Origin of the sequence: Microbacterium kribbense, from assembly GCF_039537285.1 — a bacterium.
GTDB classification, from domain to species: domain Bacteria; phylum Actinomycetota; class Actinomycetes; order Actinomycetales; family Microbacteriaceae; genus Microbacterium; species Microbacterium kribbense.
The window spans coordinates 191522-214531 of the sequence record NZ_BAABAF010000003.1; the positions used below are offsets into that span (position 1 = coordinate 191522).

The following is a 23010-nucleotide window of genomic DNA, read 5'->3' on the forward strand; positions in this document are numbered from 1 at the left end:
CCCATAAAACACTGAACGGACTTTGGGTGCTTGGCCTCAGCGCACGTAGCGCAGCAGCACGTAGCCCTCGTCGTCGCGCAGCACTCCGTGCAGGTCGAATCCGCGATCGGCTTCGCTCGCGCCCTGCACGATGCGCCCGGCCGCACCGCCCACCAGGCGCGGCGCCAGGGTCAGGCAGAGCTCGTCGACCTGGCCGGCGTCCAGCAGCGAGCCGAACAGGTGCGGGCCGCCCTCGCAGAGCACCTGCGGCAGGCCGCGCGTCGCCAGCTCGCGCTTCATGACACTCAGATCGACGGCGTCCTGACCGCAGTCGACGATGTCGGCCACCTCGGCCAGGGCCCGGCGCCGGTCGGCAGGGGCCTCGGCATGCGTGATCACCAGCGGGCGGGTGGATGCCTCGGTGAACACCGGTGCGTCCGGCCGCAGATCGAGCCGGCCCGAGACGACCGCCAGACGAGGCTGGGCCGACAGCCCGTGTGCGCGCCGCCAGGCGGCATCCCGCTCCTGCGGCACCAGGCCGCCGTAGCCTTCGACGCGCACCGTGCCGGCGCCGACCAGGATCACGTCGGCCAGCGCCCGCAGCACCTCCATGGCGTCCCGGTCGCTCTGCCCGCCCAGGCTCCCGCTGTGGCCGTTCAGCGTGACGGCGCCGTCGGCGCTGGCCACGAAGTTCATCCGCACCCGCGGCCGGGTGCGATCATCCAGTGCATACGCGGCGAACAACTCGTCACGGGTGAACCTCATTCATTGCCCTCCGGTCGGGTGTTGTGCAGCGTGAAGACCGGCTCCCGCCAGCCCAGGATGGCCTCGACCATCCGCAGGGCGTCCACCGTCTCGCGCACATTGTGCACGCGCACCAGGCGCGCACCCTGAGTGGCACAGTACACGGCCGCGGCCAACGACCCGGCCAGCCGGTCGTCGCGGTCCCGGCCCAGCGCCTCGCCGACGAAGTCCTTGTTCGACAGCGCCACCAGCAGCGGCAGGCCGGCGTCGGTGAGCTCGCCCAGGCGCCGGGTCAGCTCGAGCGAGTGCCGGGTGTTCTTGTTCAGATCGTGGCCGGGGTCGATGATGATCCGGTGCCGCGGCACGCCGTGGGCCACGGCGCGGTCGACGCGCTCGCGCAGGAACGCGGCGACCTCGGCGACGACGTCGTCGTAGTGCGGCTGCGGCAGCTGGGTGCGCGGTGCCGCGCGGCTGTGCGCGATGACCAGGGTGGCATCCGAATCGGCGACTATGTCGGCGATCCGCGGATCGTGCACACCCGTGGTGTCGTTGATCACCGCCGCCCCGGCGGCGATCGCCGCGGCCGCGACCTCGGGATGGAACGTGTCCACGCTGACCGGGCCCGCCGCGGCCAGCTCGCGCACGACCGGGACGACCCGCTCGATCTCTTCGTCGATGGGCAGCGGCGGGCCGGGTGCGAACTTGACGCCGCCGACGTCGACGAGGTCGGCGCCGGCGTCGAACGCGGCCACGCCCGAGGCCACCGCGGCCTCGAGCGTGTAGGTCGCGCCCTTGTCGTAGAACGAGTCCGGCGTGCGATTGACGATCGCCATCACTGCGATCCGGCGCGAGAAGTCGATCTCGCGCCGGCCGAGGGTGCGCACCGGCGCATCCAGTCGCGGTGTGGTGATCACGCAGTGACCAGGCTGTCCAGGGGAACCTCAGGGTTCGCCAGGGCCTCGAGGTCGACATCGGCGTGTGAAGCGACGAGCTTCTGCACCGTCTCGTTCACATCCCAGACATTCACATTCATGCCCGCGATGACCTTCTTGCCATCGACCCAGAACACGATGAATTCGCGCCCCGCGACGTCGCCGCGGATGACCAGCTGCGCATCGCGCATCAGCGGCGGGTAGCCGGACAGCTCCATGCCCAGATCGAACTGGTCGGAGTAGAAGTACGGGATCATGTCGTGCACGGCGTCCTGGCCGAGCATCGCCTTGGCCGCGACCGGCCCGGCGCCCAGCGCATTGGCCCAGTGCTCGCTGCGCATCCGCTGCCCCAGGATCGGGTGCATGGCGTTGGCGACGTCACCGGCGGCGAACACGTCCGGCGCGCTGGTGCGCAGCGACGCATCCGTGAGGATGCCGCGTTCCACGTCGATGCCGGCGTCCTCGGCCAGCTTCGTGTTCGGAATCGCACCCACGCCGATCAGCACGAGATCGGCGGGCACCGTCGCACCGTCGGCGATGACGCCGGTGGCGCGGTCGGTGCCGGCGATGCTGGTCACGTTGACCTGCGTGCGCAGGTCGATGCCGTTCTGCTCGTGCATGCGCCGGAAGACGTTGCCCATGTCATCGCCCAGCGCGATCGCCAGCGGCACCGGGTCGCGCTCGAGGACCACGACGTCGTTGCCCAGCTGCTTCGCGGTCGCGGCGACCTCCATGCCGATCCAGCCCGACCCGATCAGCACGAGCTTCTTGCCGCCGGCCGACAGCTGCTCCTTGAGCGCCTCGGAGTCGTCCAGCTTGCGCAGCATGTACACACCGGGCAGGTCGGCCCCGGGGATCGGCAGCTTGCGCGGCGAGGATCCGGTGGCCAGCAGCAGCTTGTCGTAGGCCAGCGTCGACCCGTCCGAGAGGGTCACCTGATGCGCGGCGGGATCGATCGCGGTGGCCGCGGTCGAGGTGCGCACGTCGATATTCTGCTCGCGGTACCAGTCGTCCGGATGCAGGATGACGGCATCCAGCCCCTCGTCGCCCTTGAGGAACCCCTTCGACAGCGGCGGCCGCTGGTAGGGACTGTGCGGCTCGTCGGCGATGATCGTCACCTCGCCCTGATAGCCCTGCTCGCGCAGTGTCTGCGCCGCTGTTGCGCCGGCGAGTCCCCCACCGATGATGACCATGCCTGCCATGACGTTCTCCTGTATCTCGATAGTTCTGGACGTACTTGTGTGAATGCCTGATCTGCGAACTCAGTGCGCCCGCGGGGCGAACGCCGCCCGCAGGTTCTCATCGTCGCGCAGCACGCCGCGGAAGGCGCTGGTGACGGTGGTGGTGCCGACCGCCCGCACGCCGCGCAGCGTCATGCACATGTGCTCGGCTTCGAGCACGACACCGACCCCGCGCGGGGCCAGGTGGTGCTGCAGGTGATCGGCGATCTGCGCGGTCAGGGCCTCTTGCACCTGCAGATCGCGCGAGAAGGTCTCGACCACGCGCGCCAGCTTCGACAGCCCGACGATGCGTTCGCCGGGCAGATAGCCGACGTGCGCCACCCCGCGGAAAGGCAGCATGTGGTGGGCGCACAGCGAGATGAACGGGATGTCCCGCACCAGCACCAGCTCGTCATACCCCGAGTCATTCGGGAAGGTGGTCATCGCGAATGGGCGCGGCTCGATCATCTCGCGCAACCCGGCGACCACCCGTCGCGGTGTGTCGCCCAGGTGCGGACCGCTCACATCGCGCCCGAACGCGTGCAGCAGATCGGCGACGGCCCGTTCGGCGAGGGCGACATCGACGGTGGAATCCTCGAACCGGTCGGCGACGTCGATATCGACATCACCTTCGACGGCAGCCAGCAAGGATTCTGGAGTCTGGACTGAGACGGACATAGGATCGTACCTTCCCACACCGGCACGATGTCGGCGCCTGATTTCACAGTAGAACCGTAGAATTCTTTTGTCAAGATCAACGGTTTTAGAGTATGCTGAGGGCATGAACGTGATCGCGGACAACCGTGCGGCCGCCTTGGCGGCGCTGGCGGATCCGGTGCGCCGACGCATCTACGACGTCGTCGTGCACTCGGCAGACGCCGTCGGCCGTGATGCCGCAGCGGCAGCAGCCGCCGTTCCGCGGTCCACGGCCGCCTTCCATCTGGACCGGCTGGTGGACGCCGGGCTCCTGGAGGTCGAATACCGCCGGCTCTCCGGCCGTACCGGGCCCGGCGCCGGGCGGCCCGCGAAGCTCTACCACGCGACGGTCAGCGAGGTGATCGGGTCGTTTCCCGAGCGCCACTACGAGATCGCCGGCGAGCTGCTGGCCTCGGCCGCCGAGCGCGCCGATCGCGACGGCACCAGCATGAGCGCCGCGGTGGCGACCGAAGCGCGCGAACTGGGCGAGAGCATCGGGCGCGAGAGCCCGTCCGTCGAGGAGGCCCTGACGGCGTGCGGCTACGAGCCGCGGTCCAACGGCTGCGGCGGCGTGATGCTGGGCAACTGCCCGTTCCACGCCCTGGCCACCCGCCACACCGAGCTGGTCTGCACGGCGAACCTGGCACTGGTGCGCGGCATGATGGCGGGCGTGGGCGACTCTCGCGCGCCGCAGCTGATCCCTCGGGACGGACACTGCTGCGTCGAGATCCGGGCTCAGGATGCGGCATCCGGCGACACCGCCGAACGCGAACATCCCACATCGGCATAGCCCAGGTCGCCATAATAGGCACATGACCGCACCGCGCATTCTTGTCGTCGACGACGAACCGAACATTCGCGACCTGCTGATCACGAGTCTGCGATTCGCCGGCTTCCAGGTCCGTGCCGTCGCCAACGGCGCTCAGACGATCTCGGCCGTCCTCGAAGAGGAACCCGACCTGATCGTGCTGGACGTGATGCTGCCCGACATGAACGGGTTCAGCGTCACCAAGCGCCTGCGCGGCGCCGGCTACACCGCGCCGATCCTGTTCCTGACCGCCAAGGACGAGACCGGCGACAAGATCGAGGGGCTCAACGCCGGCGGCGACGACTACGTGACCAAACCGTTCAGCCTCGACGAGATCGTGGCCCGCATCCAGGCGATCCTGCGTCGCACGATGCAGACCGACGAGGAGTCGGTGATCCGCGCCGGCGAGCTGACGATGGACCAGGACACCCACGACGTGTTCGTCGCCGACGCGCAGATCGACCTCAGCCCCACCGAGTTCAAACTGCTGCGCTACCTGATGCTGAACCCGAACCGGGTGCTCAGCAAGGCGCAGATCCTCGACCACGTCTGGGAATACGACTTCAACGGCGACGCGGGCATCGTGGAGAGCTACATCTCGTACCTGCGCCGCAAGATCGACCCGCACTCCACCGAGCCGCTGATCCAGACCAAGCGCGGTTTCGGCTACATGCTCAAGGCGGGCAAGTCCGCCTGACCGCGGTACCGACGGCAGGAGCGCGCACTGTCTGACAAGCCCGATGCGGTCACCGGATGGTGGCGCAGCCTGAGTCTGCGCGCCAAGGTCACCGGCGTGACCGTCGCGCTGCTGGCGATCGGGCTGGTCGCCGCGGGTGCCGGCACTATGGTCTTTCTGCGCAACGCGCTGGATGCCAACCTCGACGCGCAGGTGCAGCAGCTGGCCCTGGCCGACGTCGCCAAGAGCGCGTTCGAGATCACGGTCTCAGGCGACGACGTGACGTTCACGCCGAACAGCTCGACCTCGATCGGGTTCTCGGGATACTACGTCGCGGTGTATGCCGCGGACGGCGTGAAGCTGGCGTCGGTCGGTCCGCGCAGCGAGAACCAGCCGGTGTTCCCTGCGACGATGGCCGCTCGCCAGACCACGATCCAGGGCACCGCGCCGCTGACCATCGCCGGCTCGACCGGCGTGCCGTTCCGCGGCAGCGCGTCGCTGTTCCAGATCGAGTCGCGCAGCGCGCTGTACACCCAGCTGGTGGCGCTGCCGACCTCGACGGTGAGCCGGGTGGTGGGCACGTTCCTGGGCATCTACAGCATCCTCGCCGCCCTCATCATCGTCATCGGCGCACTCGTGACCCGACTGCTGGTAACCCTCGCCTTCCGCAGCCTCGGCCAGGTCGAGTCCACCGCCATGTCGATCGCGGCCGGCGACTTCAGCCAGCGCATGTCGAAGATCGAGCCGGAGCACACCGAGGTGGGACGCCTGAAGATCGCGATCAACGCGATGCTCGCGCGTCTGGATGCCGCCATCGGGCAGCGCGACGCCGCGGTGCGTCAGATGCGCCGGTTCATCGGCGACGCCAGCCATGAGCTGCGCACCCCGCTGGTGACGGTGCGCGGCTACGCCGAGCTGTACCGGATGGGGGCGATCGGCACCGACGAGGAGGTCGCGCAGTCGATGGAGCGGATCGAGAAGGAGGCGATCCGGATGGGCGTCCTCGTCGAAGACCTGCTGGCCCTGACCCGGCTCGACGAGCACCGCGAAGAGGTCCCGATGCTGCCGGTCGATCTCCGGCCGATCGCCCGCGATGCCGCGCTGGACGTGCGCGCGGCGTCACCGCGGCGCCAGGTCACCGTCGAGGACACGACCTCCTCCTTGCCCGGCAATCTGCTGCCCGCACTGCTCGTGCCCCAGACCTCGCCGACCGCCACGCTGCGGCATCGTGCGCAGTCGGGGCACAGTCGGGCCACCGGACCGCTGTCGCTGCTGCGGCGCCGATCGCGGCCGGCGGCATCCGAGGCGGACGCCCCGCAGCCGGCTCCGGTGGCGGCGCCCGGGCCCGCGGTCGCGCAGCCGATCGTGCTCGGCGAGGAGAACCGCATCCGGCAGGTCGTGACAAACCTGCTGGCCAACGCCCGCCGCTACACCCCGGACGACTCTCCCATCGAGCTGTACCTCGGGGCCGATGCCGCCACCGGCACCGGCTGGATCGCGATCGCCGATCACGGCGACGGCATCCCGCCGCAGATCCGCGACCAGATCTTCCAGCGGTTCTGGCGGGCCGACACGTCGCGCACCCGGGAGACCGGCGGATCGGGACTGGGCCTGTCGATCGTGGCGTCCATCGTCGAGACGCTGCACGGCAGCGTCACCGTCGCCGACACCCCTGGCGGCGGCGCGACCTTCCGGGTCGCGTTCCCGCTCGCGCACGCCCGGGACGAGCATCTGCTGATCCAGACGCAGCCGCTGAAGCCCCCGCGGCCGCACGCCGGCGACGACGCGCACTAGCGTCCGGTCCGCCGGGAGCCTGCGGGCACTCCGACGGCGGTGACCCGCAGCACGTTCAGACGGCCGGGGCCGGATTGATGACGCGACCCCAGGTGGACTTGTTGCCCCAGATGTTCTGACGCAGACCCTCCAATTGCAGGATCTGCGAGTGGTCGACGAACAGGTTCACCTCATTGCCGTAGTTCTTCACGTACCACTCGAACACCGGGCCGTCGGCCGCCTCGAACATGACGTGCTCCAGGCCGAGGCCGTTGATGATCGACGCCGCCGCCGACGTGTTCCACTCCGCGACGTTCTCGGTGATGCCCTCCGACTCGATCATGATGATCGAGGCGCCGGCCGCCAGCGCCCGCGTGCCGCGGTCGACGAGGTCGCCGATGTCCTTCTTGGTCTCGGCGGCCAGTTCCGCTTCGCCCGAGTCGCCGCCGGATCCGATCTGGATGCCCAGCTCCGGCTTGGCCTTCAGGCCCGCCTTGACGACCTTCTCCACGAGCCGCTCCAGACCCGAGGTGGGCAGCATGATGAAGCCGGTGGAGATCTCGATGACATCGAACCCGACGCTCTTGGCCTCGCGCAGATAGTGGTCGACGGCGTCATCTCCATAGCGGAGCACGGTTTCGATCCACCCGCCGGAGGACACGTACGCATCATGCTCGTGGGCGATGTCGCTGAACGCGCGCACCTGGTCGGGCGGCACCAGCGCGAACGACCCGCCGGCCCACTTGATGCCGTCGACCCAGGCGCCTGCGACGTCGAAGACGTCGGCGAGGTGCCGGGTGCCGAAGGTCGAGTAATACGGCGCGCGGATCTCGGTCAGACCCACCGTGCGCGGCTTGGGTGCGCGGTACGCGCGCGGGATGAAATTGAACGCGACGTTCTGCTCGATCGCATGGCGCAGCGAGCCGTCAGTGACGGCAGCGGTTGCAGTGGTCATGGTGTGACCTGCTTTCTCTCTTTTTCCAGTGAAGTCAGAACGCGGCGGACGCCGCGGTGCGCACCTGCGCGAACAGGCGCGTGAGATCGCGCACGCGGCGGTGCTCGAGCTCGCGCACGACTGCGGCGATCTCATCGCGCAGCGCGCCGGAGGCGAACGGCGCCGCGACGGCGTCGAACTTGGCCCGGGCGACATCCCAGCTCATCGGGTCGGTGTGGAAGCCCTCGTACCCGCTGCGGGTGGCGCGCAGCACGGTGCCGCCGGCCAGGGTGACCTCCAGTTCGGCGGGCATCTCGGCGGGGAAGCGCGCCGAGAAGCCGTCGTCGCCCGTGACCTCGACCAGGGCGAGCAGGCGCTGGATGTCGCCGGCGACGATGCGTTCGGGCGTGAACTGCGCCGGGGTGACCACGCCGTCCAGCAGCGCCGCCGCCAGCAGGTACGGCAGCGAGTGGTCGGCCTCCTCCTTGGTGCGGATGCGGTGCTTGTCGCCCTCTTCACCGCCGCCGATGATCGAATAGGCCACGCCGAACGTGCGCAGTCGCACCGAGGTGACGCGTTGCGGGTCGAACCCGGCCTGAGCGCGGACGTCCAGCGCGGCATCCAGCGCCGACTGCGAGTGGATCTCGGCATTGTGCTTCTTCACGATGCTCATCCGCACCCGCTCCAGGTCCTCGGCCGACCAGTCGATCTCGAACGGTCCCGCGATGGACTGATGGAAGCCCTTGTTGCCCTCGAACACGAGCTCGGGCCCGGTGATCCCGCGCGAGGCCAGGAGTGCCGCGAAGGTGCCCTCCTTGGCCGTGTTCGGGTAGGCCAGGCCCTTCCAGTTGCTCAGGTTGCCGGTGCGGGTCACCCGCAGCGCATTGTTGGCGGTGCCCGAGATCGCGATCGCGTTGGCCGTCTGCTGCGGTGTCAGCCGCAGTGCCTTGGCGACCGCCGCGGCGCTCGCGTACGCACCCTGCACGGTGTGGTCGAAGCCCTTGGCCCGCACCGGCGCGACATCCGACAGCCGCGACTGCACCTGGTAGGCGACGGCCAGCGCGGTGAGCAACTCCGCCCCGGTCGCGTCCACCGACTCGCCGGCGGCCAGCACGGCGCCGAGGTTGTCGGACGGGTGGCAGGTCTCGCCCTTGGCCAGGTAGGCGTCCATGAAGTCCAGATAGCGGCTCAGCGCGACGTTCACGAACGCGACCCGGTCGATCGACGACATCCCCCCGCCGATCATCGTCGCCTGCGGCGTGCCGCCCAATTCCTCGACCAGCGCGCGGACAGCCACCATGGGCGGGGCACCCAGCGCGCCGATCGCGACCCCGATCGTGTCGAGCACGCGGATCTTCAGCTGCGCAACCGCGTCGGCGCTGAGCTGGTCGAAGGATGCCGTGGCCACGAATTGCGCCAGCTCCTGCACCTCGGTCATTGTCGTCTTCCTTTCGCGCTATGGGACGGATTCGACTCGATCTCAAGTAAGGGTTGCCTAACCAAAGTCTAAGCACGTATCGCACCAACTATCTCGATATCGAGATAAATTTCCGCGCCGGTTCATCGTGCGGCCGTTCCTCCCCCGCGGCCCGCGGGCAGCCGTTGTCCACAGATCGAGCTGGATGCCGCGGCCGGTCGCGCGCGGCGACCTAGCGTGGACGCACACCGACGAAAGGAAGATCACATGGCCGTCTACTCCGTCGACAGCGACGCCGTGCTGTCTGCAACCGCCGCCGTGCGCGGCACGATCGACCGCGTGCAGTCCGACACGCACGCCATGCTCGCCCAGCTCACCCAGCTGCAGTCGAGCTGGACCGGTTCCGCGTCCGCCGCCTTCGGCGTCGTCGTCGACCAGTGGCGCGCCACCCAGCACCAGGTCGAAGAGGCGCTGGCGTCGATCAATCAGGCTCTGGCGGCGGCCGGTGCGCAGTATGCCCAGGCCGAGCAGTTCAGCGCCGGCCTGTTCCGCTGACGTGCGGCCGGAGACGACGAAGCGCCCCTCCACAGGGAGGGGCGCTTCGGGTCAGGACCGGATCAGAAGTCCATGCCGCCGGTCGGGTCGGCCGGCGCGGCCGACGCCCTCTCCGGCTTGTCGGCCACAACGGCCTCGGTGGTCAGGAACAGCGCGGCGATCGATGCGGCGTTCTGCAGCGCCGAGCGGGTCACCTTGGTCGGGTCGATGATGCCCTGTGCGAACAGGTCACCGTACTCGCCGGTGGCCGCGTTCAGGCCGTGGCCGTCCGGCAGCGACGACACCTTGTGCGCCACGACGCCCGGCTCCAGACCTGCGTTCAGTGCGATCTGCTTCAGCGGCGCTTCGATGGCGACCTTGACGATGTTCGCCCCGGTTGCCTCGTCGCCCTCGAGCTCGAGATTCGCGAACGCGAGCTTGCCGGCCTGGATCAGCGCGACGCCACCACCGGCGACGACACCCTCTTCCACGGCGGCCTTGGCGTTGCGGACGGCGTCCTCGATGCGGTGCTTGCGCTCCTTGAGCTCGACCTCGGTGGCCGCACCCGCCTTGATGACGGCCACGCCGCCGGCGAGCTTGGCGAGGCGCTCCTGCAGCTTCTCGCGGTCGTAGTCGCTGTCGGTGTTCTCGATCTCACGACGGATCTGGGTCACGCGACCCTCGATCTGCGCCGACTCGCCGGCACCTTCGACGATGGTCGTCTCGTCCTTGGTGACGATGACCTTGCGGGCGCGCCCGAGCAGGTCCAGCGTGGTGTTCTCCAGCTTCAGGCCCACCTCTTCGGTGATGACCTGGCCGCCGGTGAGGATCGCGATGTCCTGCAGCTGCGCCTTGCGACGGTCGCCGAAGCCGGGGGCCTTGACGGCGACCGACTTGAAGATGCCGCGGATCTTGTTCAGCACCAGCGTCGCCAGCGCCTCGCCCTCGACGTCCTCGGCGATGATGACGAGCTCCTTGCCGTCCTGGATCACCTTGTCGACGATCGGCAGAAGATCCTTGATGTTCGAGATCTTCTGGTTCGCGATGAGCACGTACGGGTCCTCGAACACCGCCTCCTGGCGGTCGGGGTCCGTCACGAAGTAGGGGTTGATGAAGCCCTTGTCGAAGCGCATGCCCTCGGTGAGCTCGAGCTCGGTGCCGAAGGTCTGCGACTCCTCGACGGTGACCACGCCCTCCTTGCCGACCTTGTCGATCGCCTCGGCGATCAGGTCGCCGATGGTGGAGTCAGCGGCCGAGATCGATGCGGTGGCAGCGATCTGCTCCTTGGACTCGACCTCCTTGGCGCCGGCGTGCAACTGCTCGATGACGGCTGCGACGGCCTTCTCAATGCCGCGCTTGAGCGAGATCGGGTCGGCACCGGCGGCGACGTTGCGCAGGCCCTCGCGCACGAGCGCCTGAGCGAGCACGGTGGCGGTGGTGGTGCCGTCGCCCGCGACGTCGTCGGTCTTCTTGGCGACCTCCTTGACCAGCTCAGCGCCGATCTTCTCGTACGGGTCGTCGAGCTCGATCTCCTTGGCGATCGAGACGCCGTCGTTGGTGATGGTGGGGGCGCCCCACTTCTTCTCCAGCACGACGTTGCGACCACGCGGACCCAGGGTCACCTTCACGGCGTCGGCCAGGATGTTCAAGCCGCGCTCAAGACCGCGACGGGCCTCTTCGTCGAAAGCGATGATCTTTGCCATGTGTTGTCGTCCCTCCCGGACGTTGGGTGACAGTCTGATTAGCACTCACCGAACGCGAGTGCTAACTCATTCTGGCACTCGACCCCATCGAGTGCAAGCCGACGGGTGCAGGCGGATGCCGCAGCCTACGGCGTATGCGACGGTGAGGGCGCAGCGGCCCGGTCGGCGCCCAGCACGATGGTCAGCTGCCGCGCCTCCGGGTCCCCAGCGGGCTGGTACCGGTCGCTCTGCACGACGGCCGCGCCGCCGATCAGCTTCGCGAGCCCGGCCGCCGCTCCGGCATCCTGCGGCAGCGTGTAATAGACCGTCGTGGTCGGGTAGGTCGACCCGGCGTCGCCGGGCGAGACGCTGGACCGGTTCCACCCTGCGGCGACCAGGGCGCTCGTGACCGACGTGGCGGCGCCCGGCGTGCCCGTGGCGTTGAGGATCAGCACGTTGTAGGACGTGTCGACCACCGGGGTCACGGTCGACGCTGCGGACTGCGTCGGCCCCGCCGCGGGAAGCGGCGCCAGCCGGCCCGACACCAGCAGCGTGCCGACGATGCCCAGGGCGATCAGCAGGATCGTGGCGAGGGCCGCCCAGGCGAAGATCACCCAGCCGCGCAGGTGCGGGTTCTCGGCCCGATGCGCGCCGACCCGTTCGCCGTCGGCTGCCGCCTCGTCGAAGCTGTCACGCGGATAGGTCGATCTCGGCACCCCACGATGCTACCCGTCGCGGCACCGGGAATCCGCCTCGGATGCGCAGCTTCGGCGCGCGGGACGTCAACGCGTGCCCGACACCCGCGCCAGCCGCGTTCGTCTGCGGTCCTCGTGAATGCGCTGCAGTCGGGTGACCAGCAGCGGGTCCCGCTCCAATGCGTCCGGGCTCTCGATGAGCCGCCCCAGCAGCTGATAGTAACGGGCCGGAGCCAGGCCGAGCTCGGTGCGGATCGCCTCCTCTTTCGCGCCCACGTGCCGTCGCCACCGCGCCTCGAAGTCGAGGATGGCGCGATCGCGGTCGGACAGGGGCACCTCTTCAGATTAGGCGCGCGCCGCGGCGGTGGGCGGATGCCACTCCCGGCCGGGACCGATCGGCTCCACGATCGCGCCCAGCGGGTCGACCGCGGCGAGCACCCGCCCGTCCAGCGCGAGCGCGAACGCGCCGTCCGGCCAGTCCGCAGCCTGAACCGCCGGGTGCCAGGCGCCGGCCAGCGCCGCGTGCAAGCCCGGGGCATCCATCGTGATCCAGCGCCCCGCCGCACCGGCCGCCGCCGCGATCTGCTCGCGCCCGGCGCGCGGCACGTGCGCGAGCACACCGGGGGTGGTCACCACCAGGGTCGCATCGGCGGGCGCCTGTGCGGCCAGCGCCGGCAGCAGCTGCACGGCGTCGCCGGCGATCAGGTGCGGCGGGTCGGCCGCGGCGATCTGCAGCGCGGTCCGGATGCGCGCGGCGCGCCCGTGCTCCCCCGGCCAGACCAGACCGGTCAGCCACGCGCGGTCGGTCTCGTCGCGTGCGTCGCGGGGCTGCAGATCGATGCCCGCCCGCCACACCACCTCGGGCAGCCGCAGGGGCTCGGGTGCGCCGCGCCACCGGGCCTGCAGGACGAGCGCGCTCGGGCCGTCCGGCGGATCGAGCGCGACCGGCCCGGCGTCGGTGGCATAGCGGTACGAGTACCGGTCGGGAAAGAGGCAGAGTCCCGCGCTGGCGCCGACCTCCAGCAGCGCGATCGGTCCGGCGATGCGGCTCAGCGCCGGCAGCAGTGCCGCGCAGCGCAGCGGCTCGTTGGTCTGCACGCCGCGCGCGCCGCACTCGGCCACGACCGTCTCGGCGTGGCGATGCAGCCACTGCGACCAGGCCGCGTAGCCGACCAGGCCGCAGCCGAGCATCCGGGTCACGGCGAACACGAGCGGCGGCTGCCGATGGGTCGGGGCGATCCGGGCGAGCACGGCGGCCGCACCCGGATCGGCGGCGACGCCGGCCGCCCACTGCGCATACAGCGGCGAGCGGTGCGGCGCCTCGACCTGCGCGAAACGGTCGTAGCGGGTCTGCACGTCGGCGATCTGGGACTGCGTGTCATCCGGCACGCCTCCATTCTGCGAGAGAAGTGGAACATGCACGGCAGTTGTCGGGTTGAATGGGAGGACAGGAGGATTTGTCATGGCGTATGACGTGAGCAAGACCGAAGAGCAGTGGCGCGCCGAGTTGGGGCCCGACCAGTATGCGGTGCTGCGGCAGGCGGCCACGGAACGGCCGTGGACCGGGCAGCTGCTGGACGAGCACCGTGCCGGGCTGTACACCTGTGGGGCGTGCGGGGCGGAGCTGTTCCGCAGCGGCACGAAGTTCGAGTCGGAGTGCGGCTGGCCGAGCTTCTATGAGTCGGTGCGGCCCGAAGCGGTGCAGCTGCTGACCGATGATTCCCTGGGCATGCAGCGCACCGAGGTGCGCTGCGCGAGCTGCGGCTCGCACCTGGGACACGTGTTTCCGGACGGGTTCGGCACACCCACGGGCGACCGCTACTGCATGAACTCGCTGTCGCTGGCGTTCCGCCCGGAAGCCGACGGGTGAGCGCATTCGACGCGGTGCGGGCGCGCCGATCCTGGTCGAAGGTCACCGACGACGCGCCCACGCACGACGAGCTGCTTCCGCTGGTGGCGGCCGCCGGACGGGTGGCCGATCATTCCGCGTTGCGGCCGTGGCGGCTGATCGAGCTGCGCGGCAGCGACCGTGAGCGCCTCGGCCGTGCACTGAGCAGGGCGGCCGGTGACAAGGACGCGTCGGCCAAGCCGCTGCGCGCGCCGTTGCTGATCGCGGTGGTGGTGAGCTTTCGGCCGAGCGAGAAGGTGCCCCGCTGGGAGCAGGCGGCCGCTGCGGCCGGTGTCGCGCACACGCTGAGTCTGCTGCTGGACGAGGCGGGATGGGGCGTCATGTGGCGCACCGGGCATTACACGCGCACCGAGCCGGTGACCCGGTTGCACGGGCTGCGCGACAACGAGCGGCTCCTGGGCTGGCTGTACGTCGGCGGCAAGCCGGCGGGTAAGGATGCCGCCCACCGCAAGGAGCTCGACGCGGCCCGCTACCTGTCGGCGCTGCCCCGCTAGGCCGTTTTCGGCGGGTCTCCGCCGAAAACGCGCGGACTGCGCCGAACCGGCCGCTGGCGCGCGGTTTGCGCATTCTCGACCGGCTGCCGGGACAGCCCCGCGAGGCACCGCAACCCGCCTGCGCCTCGCGACCGAACCATGCCCCATCGGCCGGGGCGACCGAGCCGACTACGGGACTTGAACCCGTAACCCCCTAATTACAAGTTAGGTGCGCTACCAATTGCGCCAAGTCGGCAGGCTGTCCAGTCTAATGGGACGATGCCGCGCCCACGCAGAGCATGCCACACGAACAGACCGGCCCGCGAACCGACCGGCCCGCCAGGGCGGGACTCAACCCGCCGGAGTCGCGGTGGGGGTGGGCGACGCCGACTTGTAGTACGCGTCGCTGGAGAGCGTCAGCACGAACTGCGCGAACTCCTTCGGGTCATCCAGCGCTCCCGCATACGGGTTGCCGTTGACCAGCACCATCGGAGTGCCGGTCAGGGCCACCCCCTTCGTGTCGGGGATGCCCTCCAGCGCCCGATCCGTCGCGGACTTCACCCAGGTCGCATAGTTCTCGTTCTCGATGCAGTCGCGCACCACCTTGGGCCGATCCGCCCCCGATGCGATCGCAAGATCGGCGAGCTGCTGGTCGGTCAGGCCGTCGGTGCCCTGTTCGGGCTGCTGCGACAGCAGCGCGTTGTTGAACGCGAAGAACGCGTCCGGCGAGTGCGTGGCCACGCACGCCGAGGCGCTGGCCGCACGAAGCGAGTACTTCGTCCCGTTGGACTTCGCCGACAGCATCGCGACGGGGTAATAGCTCAGCGTCGCGGCATCCTGATTCACCCAGCGGGTCAGCTGCTGCGCGTTGGCGATCTGGAACTGCTTGGCGCCGGGCGCGAAATAGTCCACATAGATGCGGATGTCGACGGAGCCGGCGGTCGTCGGCGCGGGTGTGGGCGCCGGTGATGCGCTCTCGCTCGCGGGGGAAGCGCTCGCACTGGGCTGCGGCGTGGGGGTGGCATCCACCGTCTGGGCGGCCGCCGGATCGGTGGCGACCCCGTTGACGCTGGTCACCGTGAACCCGTCGTCGACGACGTTCGCCGGTGCCATGTCGGGGCGCGCAGCCTGCGACTGCAGTGCCATCGCAACTCCGGTACCGACGATCGCGATGAACGCCACGGCGCCGACCGCCCAGCCGGTGCGTCGCAGCGTGCGGGCGCGCTTCTGCCGCGCATGCACCAGCTGCGCCTTCTCGCGCACCGCACTGCGCCGACCGTTCGGATCGGGAACGTTCGATGAATCGTCGTTCGACATGGGACCTCTTGACAGACTGCTGGCCGGATGCTTCCGGTGCGCCGCGCGGGTGCCGCGGCCGAATCGATGCTATCCAGGCACCCTGGGAAATCCCCACAGACTCGGGCCCTCGCGCATGCGGACTCGGGCCTTCGCGCATGCGGACTCGGGCCTTCGCGCATCTGGCATACTGGCACTGTGCCCGTCGTCGGGCGCATGGGACCCTGGTCCATCCATCACAACGGATCGTCCGGCACGTACCTGCCGGTGAAGGAGAAGAACGCATGGCATCAGTGACTTTTGACAACGCCACTCGCCTGTATCCCGGGGGCACCCGCCCCGCGGTCGACAAGCTGAACCTCGAAGTCGCCGACGGCGAGTTCCTCGTTCTGGTCGGCCCGTCGGGCTGCGGAAAGTCCACCTCGCTGCGCATGCTCGCCGGCCTGGAAGAGGTCAACTCCGGCAGCATCATGATCGGTGACCGCGACGTCACCGACGTGCCGCCGAAGGACCGCGACATCGCGATGGTCTTCCAGAACTACGCGCTGTACCCGCACATGACCGTCGCCGAGAACATGGGCTTCGCCCTGAAGATCGCCGGCGTCAAGAAGGAGGAGCGCGCCGCGCGCGTGCTCGAAGCCGCGAAGCTGCTGGACCTCGAGGAATACCTGACCCGCAAGCCGAAGGCACTGTCGGGCGGCCAGCGTCAGCGCGTCGCCATGGGTCGCGCGATCGTGCGCCAGCCGCAGGTGTTCCTGATGGACGAGCCGCTGTCGAACCTGGATGCGAAGCTGCGCGTGCAGACGCGCACCCAGATCGCCTCACTGCAGCGCCGCCTCGGCGTCACCACCGTCTACGTCACGCACGACCAGACCGAGGCGCTGACCATGGGCGACCGGATCGCGGTGCTCAAGGACGGCGTGCTGCAGCAGGTCGGCACCCCGCGCGACCTGTACGAGCAGCCGAACAACGTGTTCGTCGCCGGCTTCATCGGCTCGCCCGCGATGAACCTGTTCCCGGCCGACCTGACCGACGGCGGCGTGCAGTTCGGCACCACCGTGGTCCCCGTCGAGGCGCACACGCTGGCCAAGACCGAGCACGCTCAGGTCACGATCGGCGTCCGCCCCGAGGACATCCAGCTCAGCGCCGCCGGCAACCAGGGCCTGTCGGTCATCGTCGACCTGGTCGAAGAGCTCGGCGCCGACGGCTACCTGTACGGCCACGCCGAGGTCGGCGGTGCGCGCACCGACATCGTCGCGCGTGTCGACGGGCGTCAGCACCCGAGCGCAGGCGAGACGGTCGTCCTCACGCCGATCCACGACCACGTGCACGTGTTCGACATCAACAGTGGCGAGCGCCTCACCGACAAGGCGATCGCCTCGGCATAAGCCGGTCGCAGCGAGGCGGCGCGGGCTCGGATCTCCGGGCCCGCGCCGTTCGTCTGATCGGCCAGGGAACACATGAGCGAAGCATTGAGCATCACGGCGAGCGCCGTGGACCCGGGTCTGCTCGCGCTGCCGTGGTCGACGCCGCTGGCCGAGTGGACCAGCCGCGACACGGTGTCGCTGCCCAAGGGCATCTCGCGCCATCTGGTGCGGTTCGCGAATCTGTCCGGCCGAGTCGTGGCGGTCAAGGAGACCACCGAGGCGATGGCGCGGCGCGAGTACGACATGCTCGGCAACCTCGCCCGCCTCGACGTGCCGTGCGTGGAGCGCGTCGCCGTCATCGCGGGGCGGTGGACCCATTCGCCGCAGGCCTCCGCGCAGCGCGGCGACGGCGCGGGGGAGGATGCCGCGGGCCAGCCGCTGCCGGCGGCCCTGGTCACGGCGCACCTGAAGTTCTCGCTGCCCTATCGCGCGCTGTTCACCCAGGTGCTGCGACCGGACACCGCCGGCCGCCTGGTCGATGCCCTGGCGGTGCTGCTGGTGCGGCTGCACAACGTCGGGTTCTTCTGGGGCGATGTGTCTCTGTCGAACACGCTGTTCCGTCGCGACGCCGGCGCTTTCGCCGCCTACCTGGTCGACGCCGAGACCGGTGAGCTGCACGAGGGCGGTCTGTCGCGCGGGCACCGCGAGCACGACCTCGAGGTCGCGCACACCAACATCGCCGGTGAGATCCTCGACCTCGCCGCCGGCGGGCGGCTGGAGGGCAGCCTGGATGCCGTCGAGATCGCCGACGGCATCATCGCGTCGTACCGGTCGCTGTGGGCTGCGCTGACCGACCGCGAGACCTTCGCGGCGAACGAGTCCTGGCGCATCACCGAGCGGGTGCAGCGCCTGAACGCGCTCGGCTTCGACATCGGCGAGATGTCGATCCAGACCACGCCCGACGGCACGCGGGTCGCGATCGAGCCGAAGGTCGTGGATGCCGGTCACCATCAGCGCCGGCTGCTGCGCCTGACGGGGCTGGACGTCGAGGAGAACCAGGCGCGCCGCCTGCTGAACGACCTCGACGAGTATCGGGCCCGCGCGGGCGGTCTGGCCGACGATGAGGAGATGCTCGCGCACGAATGGGTCACCCGCGTGTTCGAGCCGATCGTGCGGGCGATCCCCTACGAGCTGCGCGCCAAGCTCGAGCCGGCCGAAGTGTTCCATCAGGTGCTCGAGCACCGCTGGTACATGTCGCAGCGCAGCGGCGCCGCGGTGCCGCTGGCCGAGGTGCTGACCAGCTACGTCGACGACGTGCTGCGGCACCGGCGCGACGAGGCCACATTCATGGGGCCGGCCACCGAGACGATGACCCTGCCGATCCCGACCGTCCCGGCATCCGATGACGACGACGCGGTCGACTGGCGCGACCTGGTCTGACCGCGCCGGCCCGGCTCAGTGCCGCCCGGTGCGGCTCAGTAGCCGACGGTGAAGCGCGCGCGGTGGTGCGCAGGTGTGTCGATCTCATCGACGACGGCGATCGCGAAGTCGGCGCCCGAGATGTAGGAGCTGCCGTCGGCCGCCTTCACGACGACCTCGCCGCCGGTCCGATAGTGACCGGTGCGCTCCCCCGGCTCCCAGGCGCCGAACACCATCGGCGGGTGCACGAAGAACCAGTCCAGGCCGGCACCGGATGCCTCGAGGAGGGCCAGCGAGTCGATGCCGACCTGCGCCTCGTGCGCATACTCCTCGGGGACCCCGAGGTCCCACAGCCGCGGGCCGTCGGGCTCGCTCAGGCTTCCCATCGCCCCGCCGATCACGCCGAGCCGGGTCGACGTGACCTCGAGCTTCGCGATCAGCGCGCGCAGCGCGTCCGGCACCTCGTCGGTCATGTCGCCGCGCGGGGAGAGCGCCGAGACGACGACATCGGCCCCGTCGAAGACGTCGCCGAGGCCGGACAGGTTCAGGACCGAGCCCTGCACGTACGTCACGCCCGGCGTCGGCGTCTCCGGCGCCTGTCGCGAGATCGAGACCACGTCGTGACCGCGGGATGCCGCCTCTGCGACGATGTTCCCGCCGGCATAGCCGGTGCCTCCGATGACAACGATGCGTGCCATGTGCTGATCCTTCCGATCGCGAGATGCGCCCGCTGCCCGGGCGCCACCGAATTAAATCACCCGCGCGCGGGAATCATTCCCGCGCGGAACCGGCCCGCATCGTGGCGACCTGGTAGAGCGCGACCGAGGTGGCGATGCCGGCGTTGAGCGACTCGGTGGCCGCCTCGATCGGGATCGACACGATCTGGTCGCACGTCTCGGTGACCAGGCGCGAGAGCCCCTTGCCCTCCGAGCCGACCACGATCACGATGGGCCGGTCAGCCAGTGCCAGCTGCGGCAGCGAGACGTCTCCGCCGCCGTCCAGACCGAGCACGAACACGCCCTGCTTCTTGAAGTCCTTCAGCGTCGCGGTGAGGTTCGCCGCGAGTGCCACCGGCGTGCGCGCGGCCGCCCCGGCGCTGGTCTTCCACGCCGCCGAGTTCACGCCCGCCGAGCGCCGCTGCGGGATGATCACGCCCTGACCGCCGAAGGCGGCCGTGGAGCGGATGATCGCACCGAGGTTGCGCGGGTCGGTCACGCCGTCCAGTGCGACCAGCAGCGGCAGCGCGCCGGCGGCGACGACCTGCTCGAGCAGATCCTGCGGGTGTGCGTACTCGTACGGCGGCACCTTCAGCGCGACGCCCTGGTGCACGCCGTCGAAGCCGGCCATCCTGTCCAGCTCGGGCCGAGTGACCTCCAGCACCGGGATCTCGCGGTGCCGGGCGATCGACAGCATCTCCTTGACGCGATCGTCCACCTCGACCCGCTGCGCGATGTACAGCGCCAGCGCGGGGATCTTCGCGCGCAGCGCTTCGAGCACCGAGTTGCGCCCGGTGACGGTCTCGGTGTCGTCGTTCTGCTTGGCCCGGCCGCCGCGTGCGGCCCCGGCGCCTGGCGAGCGCTGGCCGGGCTTGCCCTTGCCGCCCGCGGCGGCGTACCGCTCCGCCGCCGCCTTGCGCTTGCCGGCGACGTGCCAGCTGCGGTCTTCGGCCTTGGGCGTGGGCCCCTTGCCCTCCAGCGCCTTGCGGCTGTGGCCGCCGGTGCCCTTCTGCGGCCCCTTCTTGGCCTTGCCCCGGCTGGCGCCGGGTCGTGATGGCTTAGTCATGCTGCACGCTCCAATGAGTCCCGTCGGGACTGTCTTCCAGGACGATGCCGGCCGCCGCGATCGCGTCGCGGATGCGGTCGGCACTGCCCCAATCCTGTTCTGCTCGCGCCGTGGCGCGCTGCCGGATCATGGTGTCCACGAGCGCACCGAGAGCGGATGCCTCGGGGCCGGCGTCGGCAGCCTGCCACTGCGGATCGAGCGGATTGATGCCGAGGACGCCGGTCATCGCCGTCACCGCGCCCAGTGCGTCGTCGGCGGCGGCGCCGTCGCCGGCGTCCAGCGCGGCATTGCCGGCGCGCACCGTCTCGTGCAGCACGGCCAGCGCCTGCGGCACGCCGAGATCGTCGTCGAGGGCCGCGACGAACGCGTCCGGCAGCCGGTGGCCCGAGATCCCGACGCCGTCGCCGTGGGCACGTCCGGCGCGGACCAGGAACGAGCGGATCCGCTCGAGTGCGGACTCGGCCTCGTCCAGCGTCTTGTCGGAGATGTCCAGGCTCGACCGGTAGTGCGCCGCGCCCAGCGCGTAGCGCACCACGAGCGCCGGGCGCTGCGCGAGCAGATCGGCGGCGAGGATGAAGTTGCCCAGCGACTTCGACATCTTCTGCCCGTCGACGGTGACCAGGCCGTTGTGCACCCAGTACCGCGCGAAGTCGAGGCTGGCGGCCGTGGACTGCGCGAGCTCGTTCTCATGATGCGGGAAGCGCAGGTCGAGACCGCCGCCGTGGATGTCGAAGGTGTCGCCGAGATAGCGGCGCGCCATCGCCGAGCACTCGATGTGCCAGCCGGGCCGGCCGCGTCCCCACGGGGCATCCCACTGCGCGGTGGCGGGTTCGCCGTCCTTCGCGCCCTTCCAGAGGGCGAAGTCGTGCGGATCGCGCTTGCCGCGGGGATCGGCGTCGACGGCCGCCTCCATGGCATCCAGGCCCTGGTGGGTGAGCGCGCCGTAGGCCGGCCACGACCGCACCTCGAAGTACACGTCGCCGGACCCGTCCGGGGCGGCGTACGCGTTCCCCCGTGCGATCAGAGTCTCGATCAGCTCGATCATCTGCGGGATGTGCCCGGTGGCACGCGGCTCATAGGTCGGCGGGCGGATTCCGATGGCGGCATATGCCGCGGCGAACTCGTGCTCCATCCGGTAGGCCAGCGCCCACCACGGCTCGGTCTCGCTCGCGTTGGCCAGCACCTTGTCGTCGATGTCGGTGACGTTGCGCACCAGGGTGACCCGCGCGAACCGGTGCTCGAGCCAGCGCGCCAGGAGCTCGAAGCTCAGCGCCCCCCGCAGATGGCCGATATGCGGGCCGGACTGCACGGTGGGGCCGCAGACGTACATCGTGACGTTTCCGGGGTCGCTCGGCACGAAGTCGCGAAGCGACTGCGCTCTGGTGTCATAGATCCGGACGGTCACCGGTCCAGCCTACCGGCGCGCGTGCCCCGAACCTGTGTGCGGATCCGCGTCAGAGCGGGTGCACCAGGGCGACCGCGAACGCCGTGACGCCCTCGCCGCGGCCGGCGAACCCCAGTCCGTCGGTCGTGGTCGCCGCGAGCGACACGGGCGCACCGCCGAGGGCGGCCATCAGCGTCCGCTCCGCCTCGGCCCGGCGCGCGGCCAGCTTCGGCCGGTTCGCCTGCACCTGCACCGACACGTTGCCGACGACCAGTCCGGCCTCGGCCAGCAGCGCGCGCGTGCGCTCCAGGAAGGCGGCGGCGTGGGCCCCCGCGTATTCGGGCCGTGCGGCGCCGAAATGCGTGCCGATGTCGCCGAGTCCGGCGGCGGACAGCAGCGCATCCACGATCGCGTGGGCCACGGCATCCCCGTCCGAATGCCCCTCCAGCGCCGGCTCGCCCGGCCAGGACAGACCGGCCAGCCACAGCGTTCCGGCGCCGCCGAACGCATGCACGTCGGTGCCGATGCCCACCCGCGCGCCGGCGGGCCGGCGGTCGGCGGCGCGCATCGGCGCGCCGGCCACGAGCGCGCGGGCGCGCTCCAGGTCGGCCGGGCCGGTGATCTTGAACGCCCGTTCGTCACCGGGAACCGTCTGGATGCGATGTCCGGCGGCCGCCACCAGCGCGGCATCGTCGGTGTATTCGCGGTCCGCGCTCCGGTATGCGGCGTCGAGGATGTCGCGGGCGAAGCCCTGCGGCGTCTGCGCGCGGGCGAGATCACTCCGATCCACACCGGTGACGACGAAGTCGGCATCCACTCGCTTGATCGTGTCGACCACCGGCAGCACCGGCAGTACGCCGGGAGCGCCGGCGCGGACGGCGGCGATCACGCGCGTGAAGACCTCCGGCGGGGTCAGCGCACGGGCCGCGTCGTGCACCAGGACGACCTCGACGTCCGACCACACGGCAGACAGGCCCGCGCGGACGGAGGCCTGCCGGGTCGCGCCGCCGGTGACCACGCTCACCCGTGCGGCGGCGCCGGATGCCTCGGCCTCGGTGCGCGCCTGGTCCTCGCGTCCGGCCGGAGCGACGACCACCACCTGGGCGCGCGGCACTGCGAGCACACCGCGCAGAGCGTGCGCGAGCAGGGAGTGCGCGTCGATGCCGACGAACGCCTTCGGCGCGGCGGCCTGCAGCCGAGTGCCCGAGCCCGCGGCGACGACGACGACCGCGACCCGTGCGACGGCGCCCTCCGCGGCAACGTCACTGGGGTCAGAGGCGATGCTCACGC

At 70.3% G+C, this 23010-nt stretch carries 23 protein-coding genes and 1 tRNA gene; 8 read left to right on the forward strand and 16 right to left on the reverse strand.

What is annotated here, in order from left to right:
* Positions 1–36 precede the first annotated feature (36 nt).
* The 4 genes from ABD705_RS05425 to folE are packed head-to-tail and all read right to left on the reverse strand — an operon-like array spanning position 37 to position 3553.
* The gene (locus ABD705_RS05425) at positions 37–744 is read right to left on the reverse strand and encodes a pyrimidine reductase family protein (RefSeq protein ID WP_344781337.1); all 708 of its coding nucleotides are present in this window, start codon (positions 742–744) and stop codon (positions 37–39) included.
* Positions 741–1634, reverse strand: a complete 894-nt coding sequence (gene folP / locus ABD705_RS05430) for a dihydropteroate synthase (RefSeq protein WP_425562035.1) — start codon at positions 1632–1634, stop codon at positions 741–743. The genes ABD705_RS05425 and folP overlap by 4 nt, the downstream gene beginning before the upstream one ends.
* A complete protein-coding gene (locus ABD705_RS05435; protein ID WP_344781339.1) occupies positions 1634–2857 on the reverse strand; it encodes an NAD(P)/FAD-dependent oxidoreductase in 1224 nt (407 codons plus the stop codon). The genes folP and ABD705_RS05435 overlap by 1 nt, the downstream gene beginning before the upstream one ends.
* A gap of 60 nt (positions 2858–2917) precedes the next feature.
* A complete protein-coding gene (gene folE / locus ABD705_RS05440) occupies positions 2918–3553 on the reverse strand; it encodes a GTP cyclohydrolase I (RefSeq protein WP_344781341.1) in 636 nt (211 codons plus the stop codon).
* Between the two features lie 103 nt (positions 3554–3656).
* Here folE and ABD705_RS05445 point away from each other — a divergent pair, with 103 nt between their 5' ends.
* The 3 genes from ABD705_RS05445 to ABD705_RS05455 all read left to right on the forward strand — a co-directional run bounded on the left by ABD705_RS05445 (position 3657) and on the right by ABD705_RS05455 (position 6849).
* Entirely contained in the window at positions 3657–4361 is a 705-nt protein-coding gene (locus ABD705_RS05445) for a helix-turn-helix transcriptional regulator (RefSeq protein WP_344781343.1), read from the forward strand.
* Between the two features lie 22 nt (positions 4362–4383).
* A complete protein-coding gene (locus ABD705_RS05450) occupies positions 4384–5076 on the forward strand; it encodes a response regulator transcription factor (protein WP_344781345.1) in 693 nt (230 codons plus the stop codon).
* Between the two features lie 96 nt (positions 5077–5172).
* Complete coding sequence (locus tag ABD705_RS05455) at positions 5173–6849, forward strand: sensor histidine kinase (protein WP_344781347.1); 1677 nt, start codon at positions 5173–5175, stop codon at positions 6847–6849.
* A gap of 55 nt (positions 6850–6904) precedes the next feature.
* Here the strand turns inward: ABD705_RS05455 and ABD705_RS05460 are convergent, their stop codons facing one another.
* Together ABD705_RS05460 and ABD705_RS05465 are read right to left on the reverse strand one after the other, a co-directional pair.
* On the reverse strand, positions 6905–7783 hold the full coding sequence (locus ABD705_RS05460; protein ID WP_344781349.1) for a phosphosulfolactate synthase: 879 nt from the start codon (positions 7781–7783) through the stop codon (positions 6905–6907).
* Between the two features lie 34 nt (positions 7784–7817).
* Positions 7818–9200 carry an MmgE/PrpD family protein gene (locus ABD705_RS05465; RefSeq protein WP_344781351.1) on the reverse strand — a complete coding sequence of 461 codons (1383 nt, stop codon included), beginning with the start codon at positions 9198–9200 and terminating at the stop codon, positions 7818–7820.
* 246 nt (positions 9201–9446) lie between these two features.
* On the opposite strand from ABD705_RS05465, the gene ABD705_RS05470 reads away from it, so the two are divergent.
* Positions 9447–9734 carry a WXG100 family type VII secretion target gene (locus ABD705_RS05470; protein WP_344781354.1) on the forward strand — a complete coding sequence of 96 codons (288 nt, stop codon included), beginning with the start codon at positions 9447–9449 and terminating at the stop codon, positions 9732–9734.
* A 62-nt stretch (positions 9735–9796) separates the two neighbouring features.
* Here ABD705_RS05470 and groL read toward each other — a convergent pair whose 3' ends face one another.
* The 4 genes from groL to ABD705_RS05490 form a co-directional block, all read right to left on the reverse strand.
* Positions 9797–11416, reverse strand: a complete 1620-nt coding sequence (gene groL / locus ABD705_RS05475) for a chaperonin GroEL (protein ID WP_344781356.1) — start codon at positions 11414–11416, stop codon at positions 9797–9799.
* 125 nt (positions 11417–11541) lie between these two features.
* A complete protein-coding gene (locus ABD705_RS05480) occupies positions 11542–12111 on the reverse strand; it encodes a LytR C-terminal domain-containing protein (RefSeq protein ID WP_344781358.1) in 570 nt (189 codons plus the stop codon).
* Positions 12112–12177: 66 nt separating this feature from the next.
* Positions 12178–12426, reverse strand: a complete 249-nt coding sequence (locus tag ABD705_RS05485; protein ID WP_344781360.1) for a DUF3263 domain-containing protein — start codon at positions 12424–12426, stop codon at positions 12178–12180.
* 9 nt (positions 12427–12435) lie between these two features.
* Positions 12436–13479, reverse strand: coding sequence for a DUF2332 family protein (locus tag ABD705_RS05490; protein ID WP_344781362.1), 1044 nt, complete (start codon positions 13477–13479; stop codon positions 12436–12438).
* Between the two features lie 73 nt (positions 13480–13552).
* On the opposite strand from ABD705_RS05490, the gene msrB reads away from it, so the two are divergent.
* Entirely contained in the window at positions 13553–13960 is a 408-nt protein-coding gene (gene msrB, locus ABD705_RS05495; protein ID WP_344781364.1) for a peptide-methionine (R)-S-oxide reductase MsrB, read from the forward strand.
* The gene (locus ABD705_RS05500; RefSeq protein WP_344781366.1) at positions 13957–14493 is read left to right on the forward strand and encodes a nitroreductase family protein; all 537 of its coding nucleotides are present in this window, start codon (positions 13957–13959) and stop codon (positions 14491–14493) included. Before msrB ends, ABD705_RS05500 begins: the two co-directional genes overlap by 4 nt.
* Before the next feature lie 162 nt (positions 14494–14655).
* On the opposite strand, the gene ABD705_RS05505 is transcribed toward ABD705_RS05500, so the two are convergent.
* Both ABD705_RS05505 and ABD705_RS05510 read right to left on the reverse strand, forming a co-directional pair.
* A tRNA-Thr gene (locus ABD705_RS05505) sits at positions 14656–14728 on the reverse strand.
* Positions 14729–14823: 95 nt separating this feature from the next.
* Positions 14824–15789 carry a DsbA family protein gene (locus tag ABD705_RS05510; protein WP_344781369.1) on the reverse strand — a complete coding sequence of 322 codons (966 nt, stop codon included), beginning with the start codon at positions 15787–15789 and terminating at the stop codon, positions 14824–14826.
* Positions 15790–16052: 263 nt separating this feature from the next.
* Here ABD705_RS05510 and ABD705_RS05515 point away from each other — a divergent pair, with 263 nt between their 5' ends.
* A complete protein-coding gene (locus ABD705_RS05515; protein ID WP_344781371.1) occupies positions 16053–17156 on the forward strand; it encodes an ABC transporter ATP-binding protein in 1104 nt (367 codons plus the stop codon).
* A gap of 72 nt (positions 17157–17228) precedes the next feature.
* Entirely contained in the window at positions 17229–18575 is a 1347-nt protein-coding gene (locus ABD705_RS05520) for a DUF4032 domain-containing protein (protein ID WP_344781373.1), read from the forward strand.
* Positions 18576–18610: 35 nt separating this feature from the next.
* Here the strand turns inward: ABD705_RS05520 and ABD705_RS05525 are convergent, their stop codons facing one another.
* The 4 genes from ABD705_RS05525 to ispD all read right to left on the reverse strand — a co-directional run bounded on the left by ABD705_RS05525 (position 18611) and on the right by ispD (position 23008).
* Positions 18611–19252 (reverse strand): NAD(P)-dependent oxidoreductase, encoded by a 642-nt coding sequence (locus ABD705_RS05525; protein WP_344781375.1) that lies wholly within the window; start codon positions 19250–19252, stop codon positions 18611–18613.
* A gap of 73 nt (positions 19253–19325) precedes the next feature.
* Positions 19326–20336: a 23S rRNA (guanosine(2251)-2'-O)-methyltransferase RlmB gene (rlmB, locus tag ABD705_RS05530; RefSeq protein WP_344781377.1), complete on the reverse strand. Its 1011-nt coding sequence runs from the start codon at positions 20334–20336 to the stop codon at positions 19326–19328.
* Positions 20329–21741, reverse strand: coding sequence for a cysteine--tRNA ligase (gene cysS, locus ABD705_RS05535; protein WP_344781379.1), 1413 nt, complete (start codon positions 21739–21741; stop codon positions 20329–20331). Before cysS ends, rlmB begins: the two co-directional genes overlap by 8 nt.
* Positions 21742–21790: 49 nt before the next feature.
* Positions 21791–23008, reverse strand: coding sequence for a 2-C-methyl-D-erythritol 4-phosphate cytidylyltransferase (ispD, locus tag ABD705_RS05540; RefSeq protein ID WP_344781381.1), 1218 nt, complete (start codon positions 23006–23008; stop codon positions 21791–21793).
* Positions 23009–23010 lie beyond the last annotated feature (2 nt).

Excerpts from the sequence above, each read along its gene's own strand:
- ABD705_RS05425 (WP_344781337.1), bottom strand. The coding sequence starts at position 744 with ATGAGGTTCACCCGTGACGAGTTGTTCGCCGCGTATGCACTGGATGAT.
- ABD705_RS05435 (WP_344781339.1), bottom strand. The coding sequence starts at position 2,857 with ATGGCAGGCATGGTCATCATCGGTGGGGGACTCGCCGGCGCAACAGCG.
- folE (WP_344781341.1), bottom strand. The coding sequence starts at position 3,553 with ATGTCCGTCTCAGTCCAGACTCCAGAATCCTTGCTGGCTGCCGTCGAA.
- ABD705_RS05445 (WP_344781343.1), top strand. The coding sequence starts at position 3,657 with ATGAACGTGATCGCGGACAACCGTGCGGCCGCCTTGGCGGCGCTGGCG.
- ABD705_RS05450 (WP_344781345.1), top strand. The coding sequence starts at position 4,384 with ATGACCGCACCGCGCATTCTTGTCGTCGACGACGAACCGAACATTCGC.
- ABD705_RS05460 (WP_344781349.1), bottom strand. The coding sequence starts at position 7,783 with ATGACCACTGCAACCGCTGCCGTCACTGACGGCTCGCTGCGCCATGCG.
- ABD705_RS05465 (WP_344781351.1), bottom strand. The coding sequence starts at position 9,200 with ATGACCGAGGTGCAGGAGCTGGCGCAATTCGTGGCCACGGCATCCTTC.
- ABD705_RS05470 (WP_344781354.1), top strand. The coding sequence starts at position 9,447 with ATGGCCGTCTACTCCGTCGACAGCGACGCCGTGCTGTCTGCAACCGCC.
- groL (WP_344781356.1), bottom strand. The coding sequence starts at position 11,416 with ATGGCAAAGATCATCGCTTTCGACGAAGAGGCCCGTCGCGGTCTTGAG.
- msrB (WP_344781364.1), top strand. The coding sequence starts at position 13,553 with ATGGCGTATGACGTGAGCAAGACCGAAGAGCAGTGGCGCGCCGAGTTG.
- ABD705_RS05510 (WP_344781369.1), bottom strand. The coding sequence starts at position 15,789 with ATGTCGAACGACGATTCATCGAACGTTCCCGATCCGAACGGTCGGCGC.
- ABD705_RS05515 (WP_344781371.1), top strand. The coding sequence starts at position 16,053 with ATGGCATCAGTGACTTTTGACAACGCCACTCGCCTGTATCCCGGGGGC.
- ABD705_RS05520 (WP_344781373.1), top strand. The coding sequence starts at position 17,229 with ATGAGCGAAGCATTGAGCATCACGGCGAGCGCCGTGGACCCGGGTCTG.
- ABD705_RS05525 (WP_344781375.1), bottom strand. The coding sequence starts at position 19,252 with ATGGCACGCATCGTTGTCATCGGAGGCACCGGCTATGCCGGCGGGAAC.
- rlmB (WP_344781377.1), bottom strand. The coding sequence starts at position 20,336 with ATGACTAAGCCATCACGACCCGGCGCCAGCCGGGGCAAGGCCAAGAAG.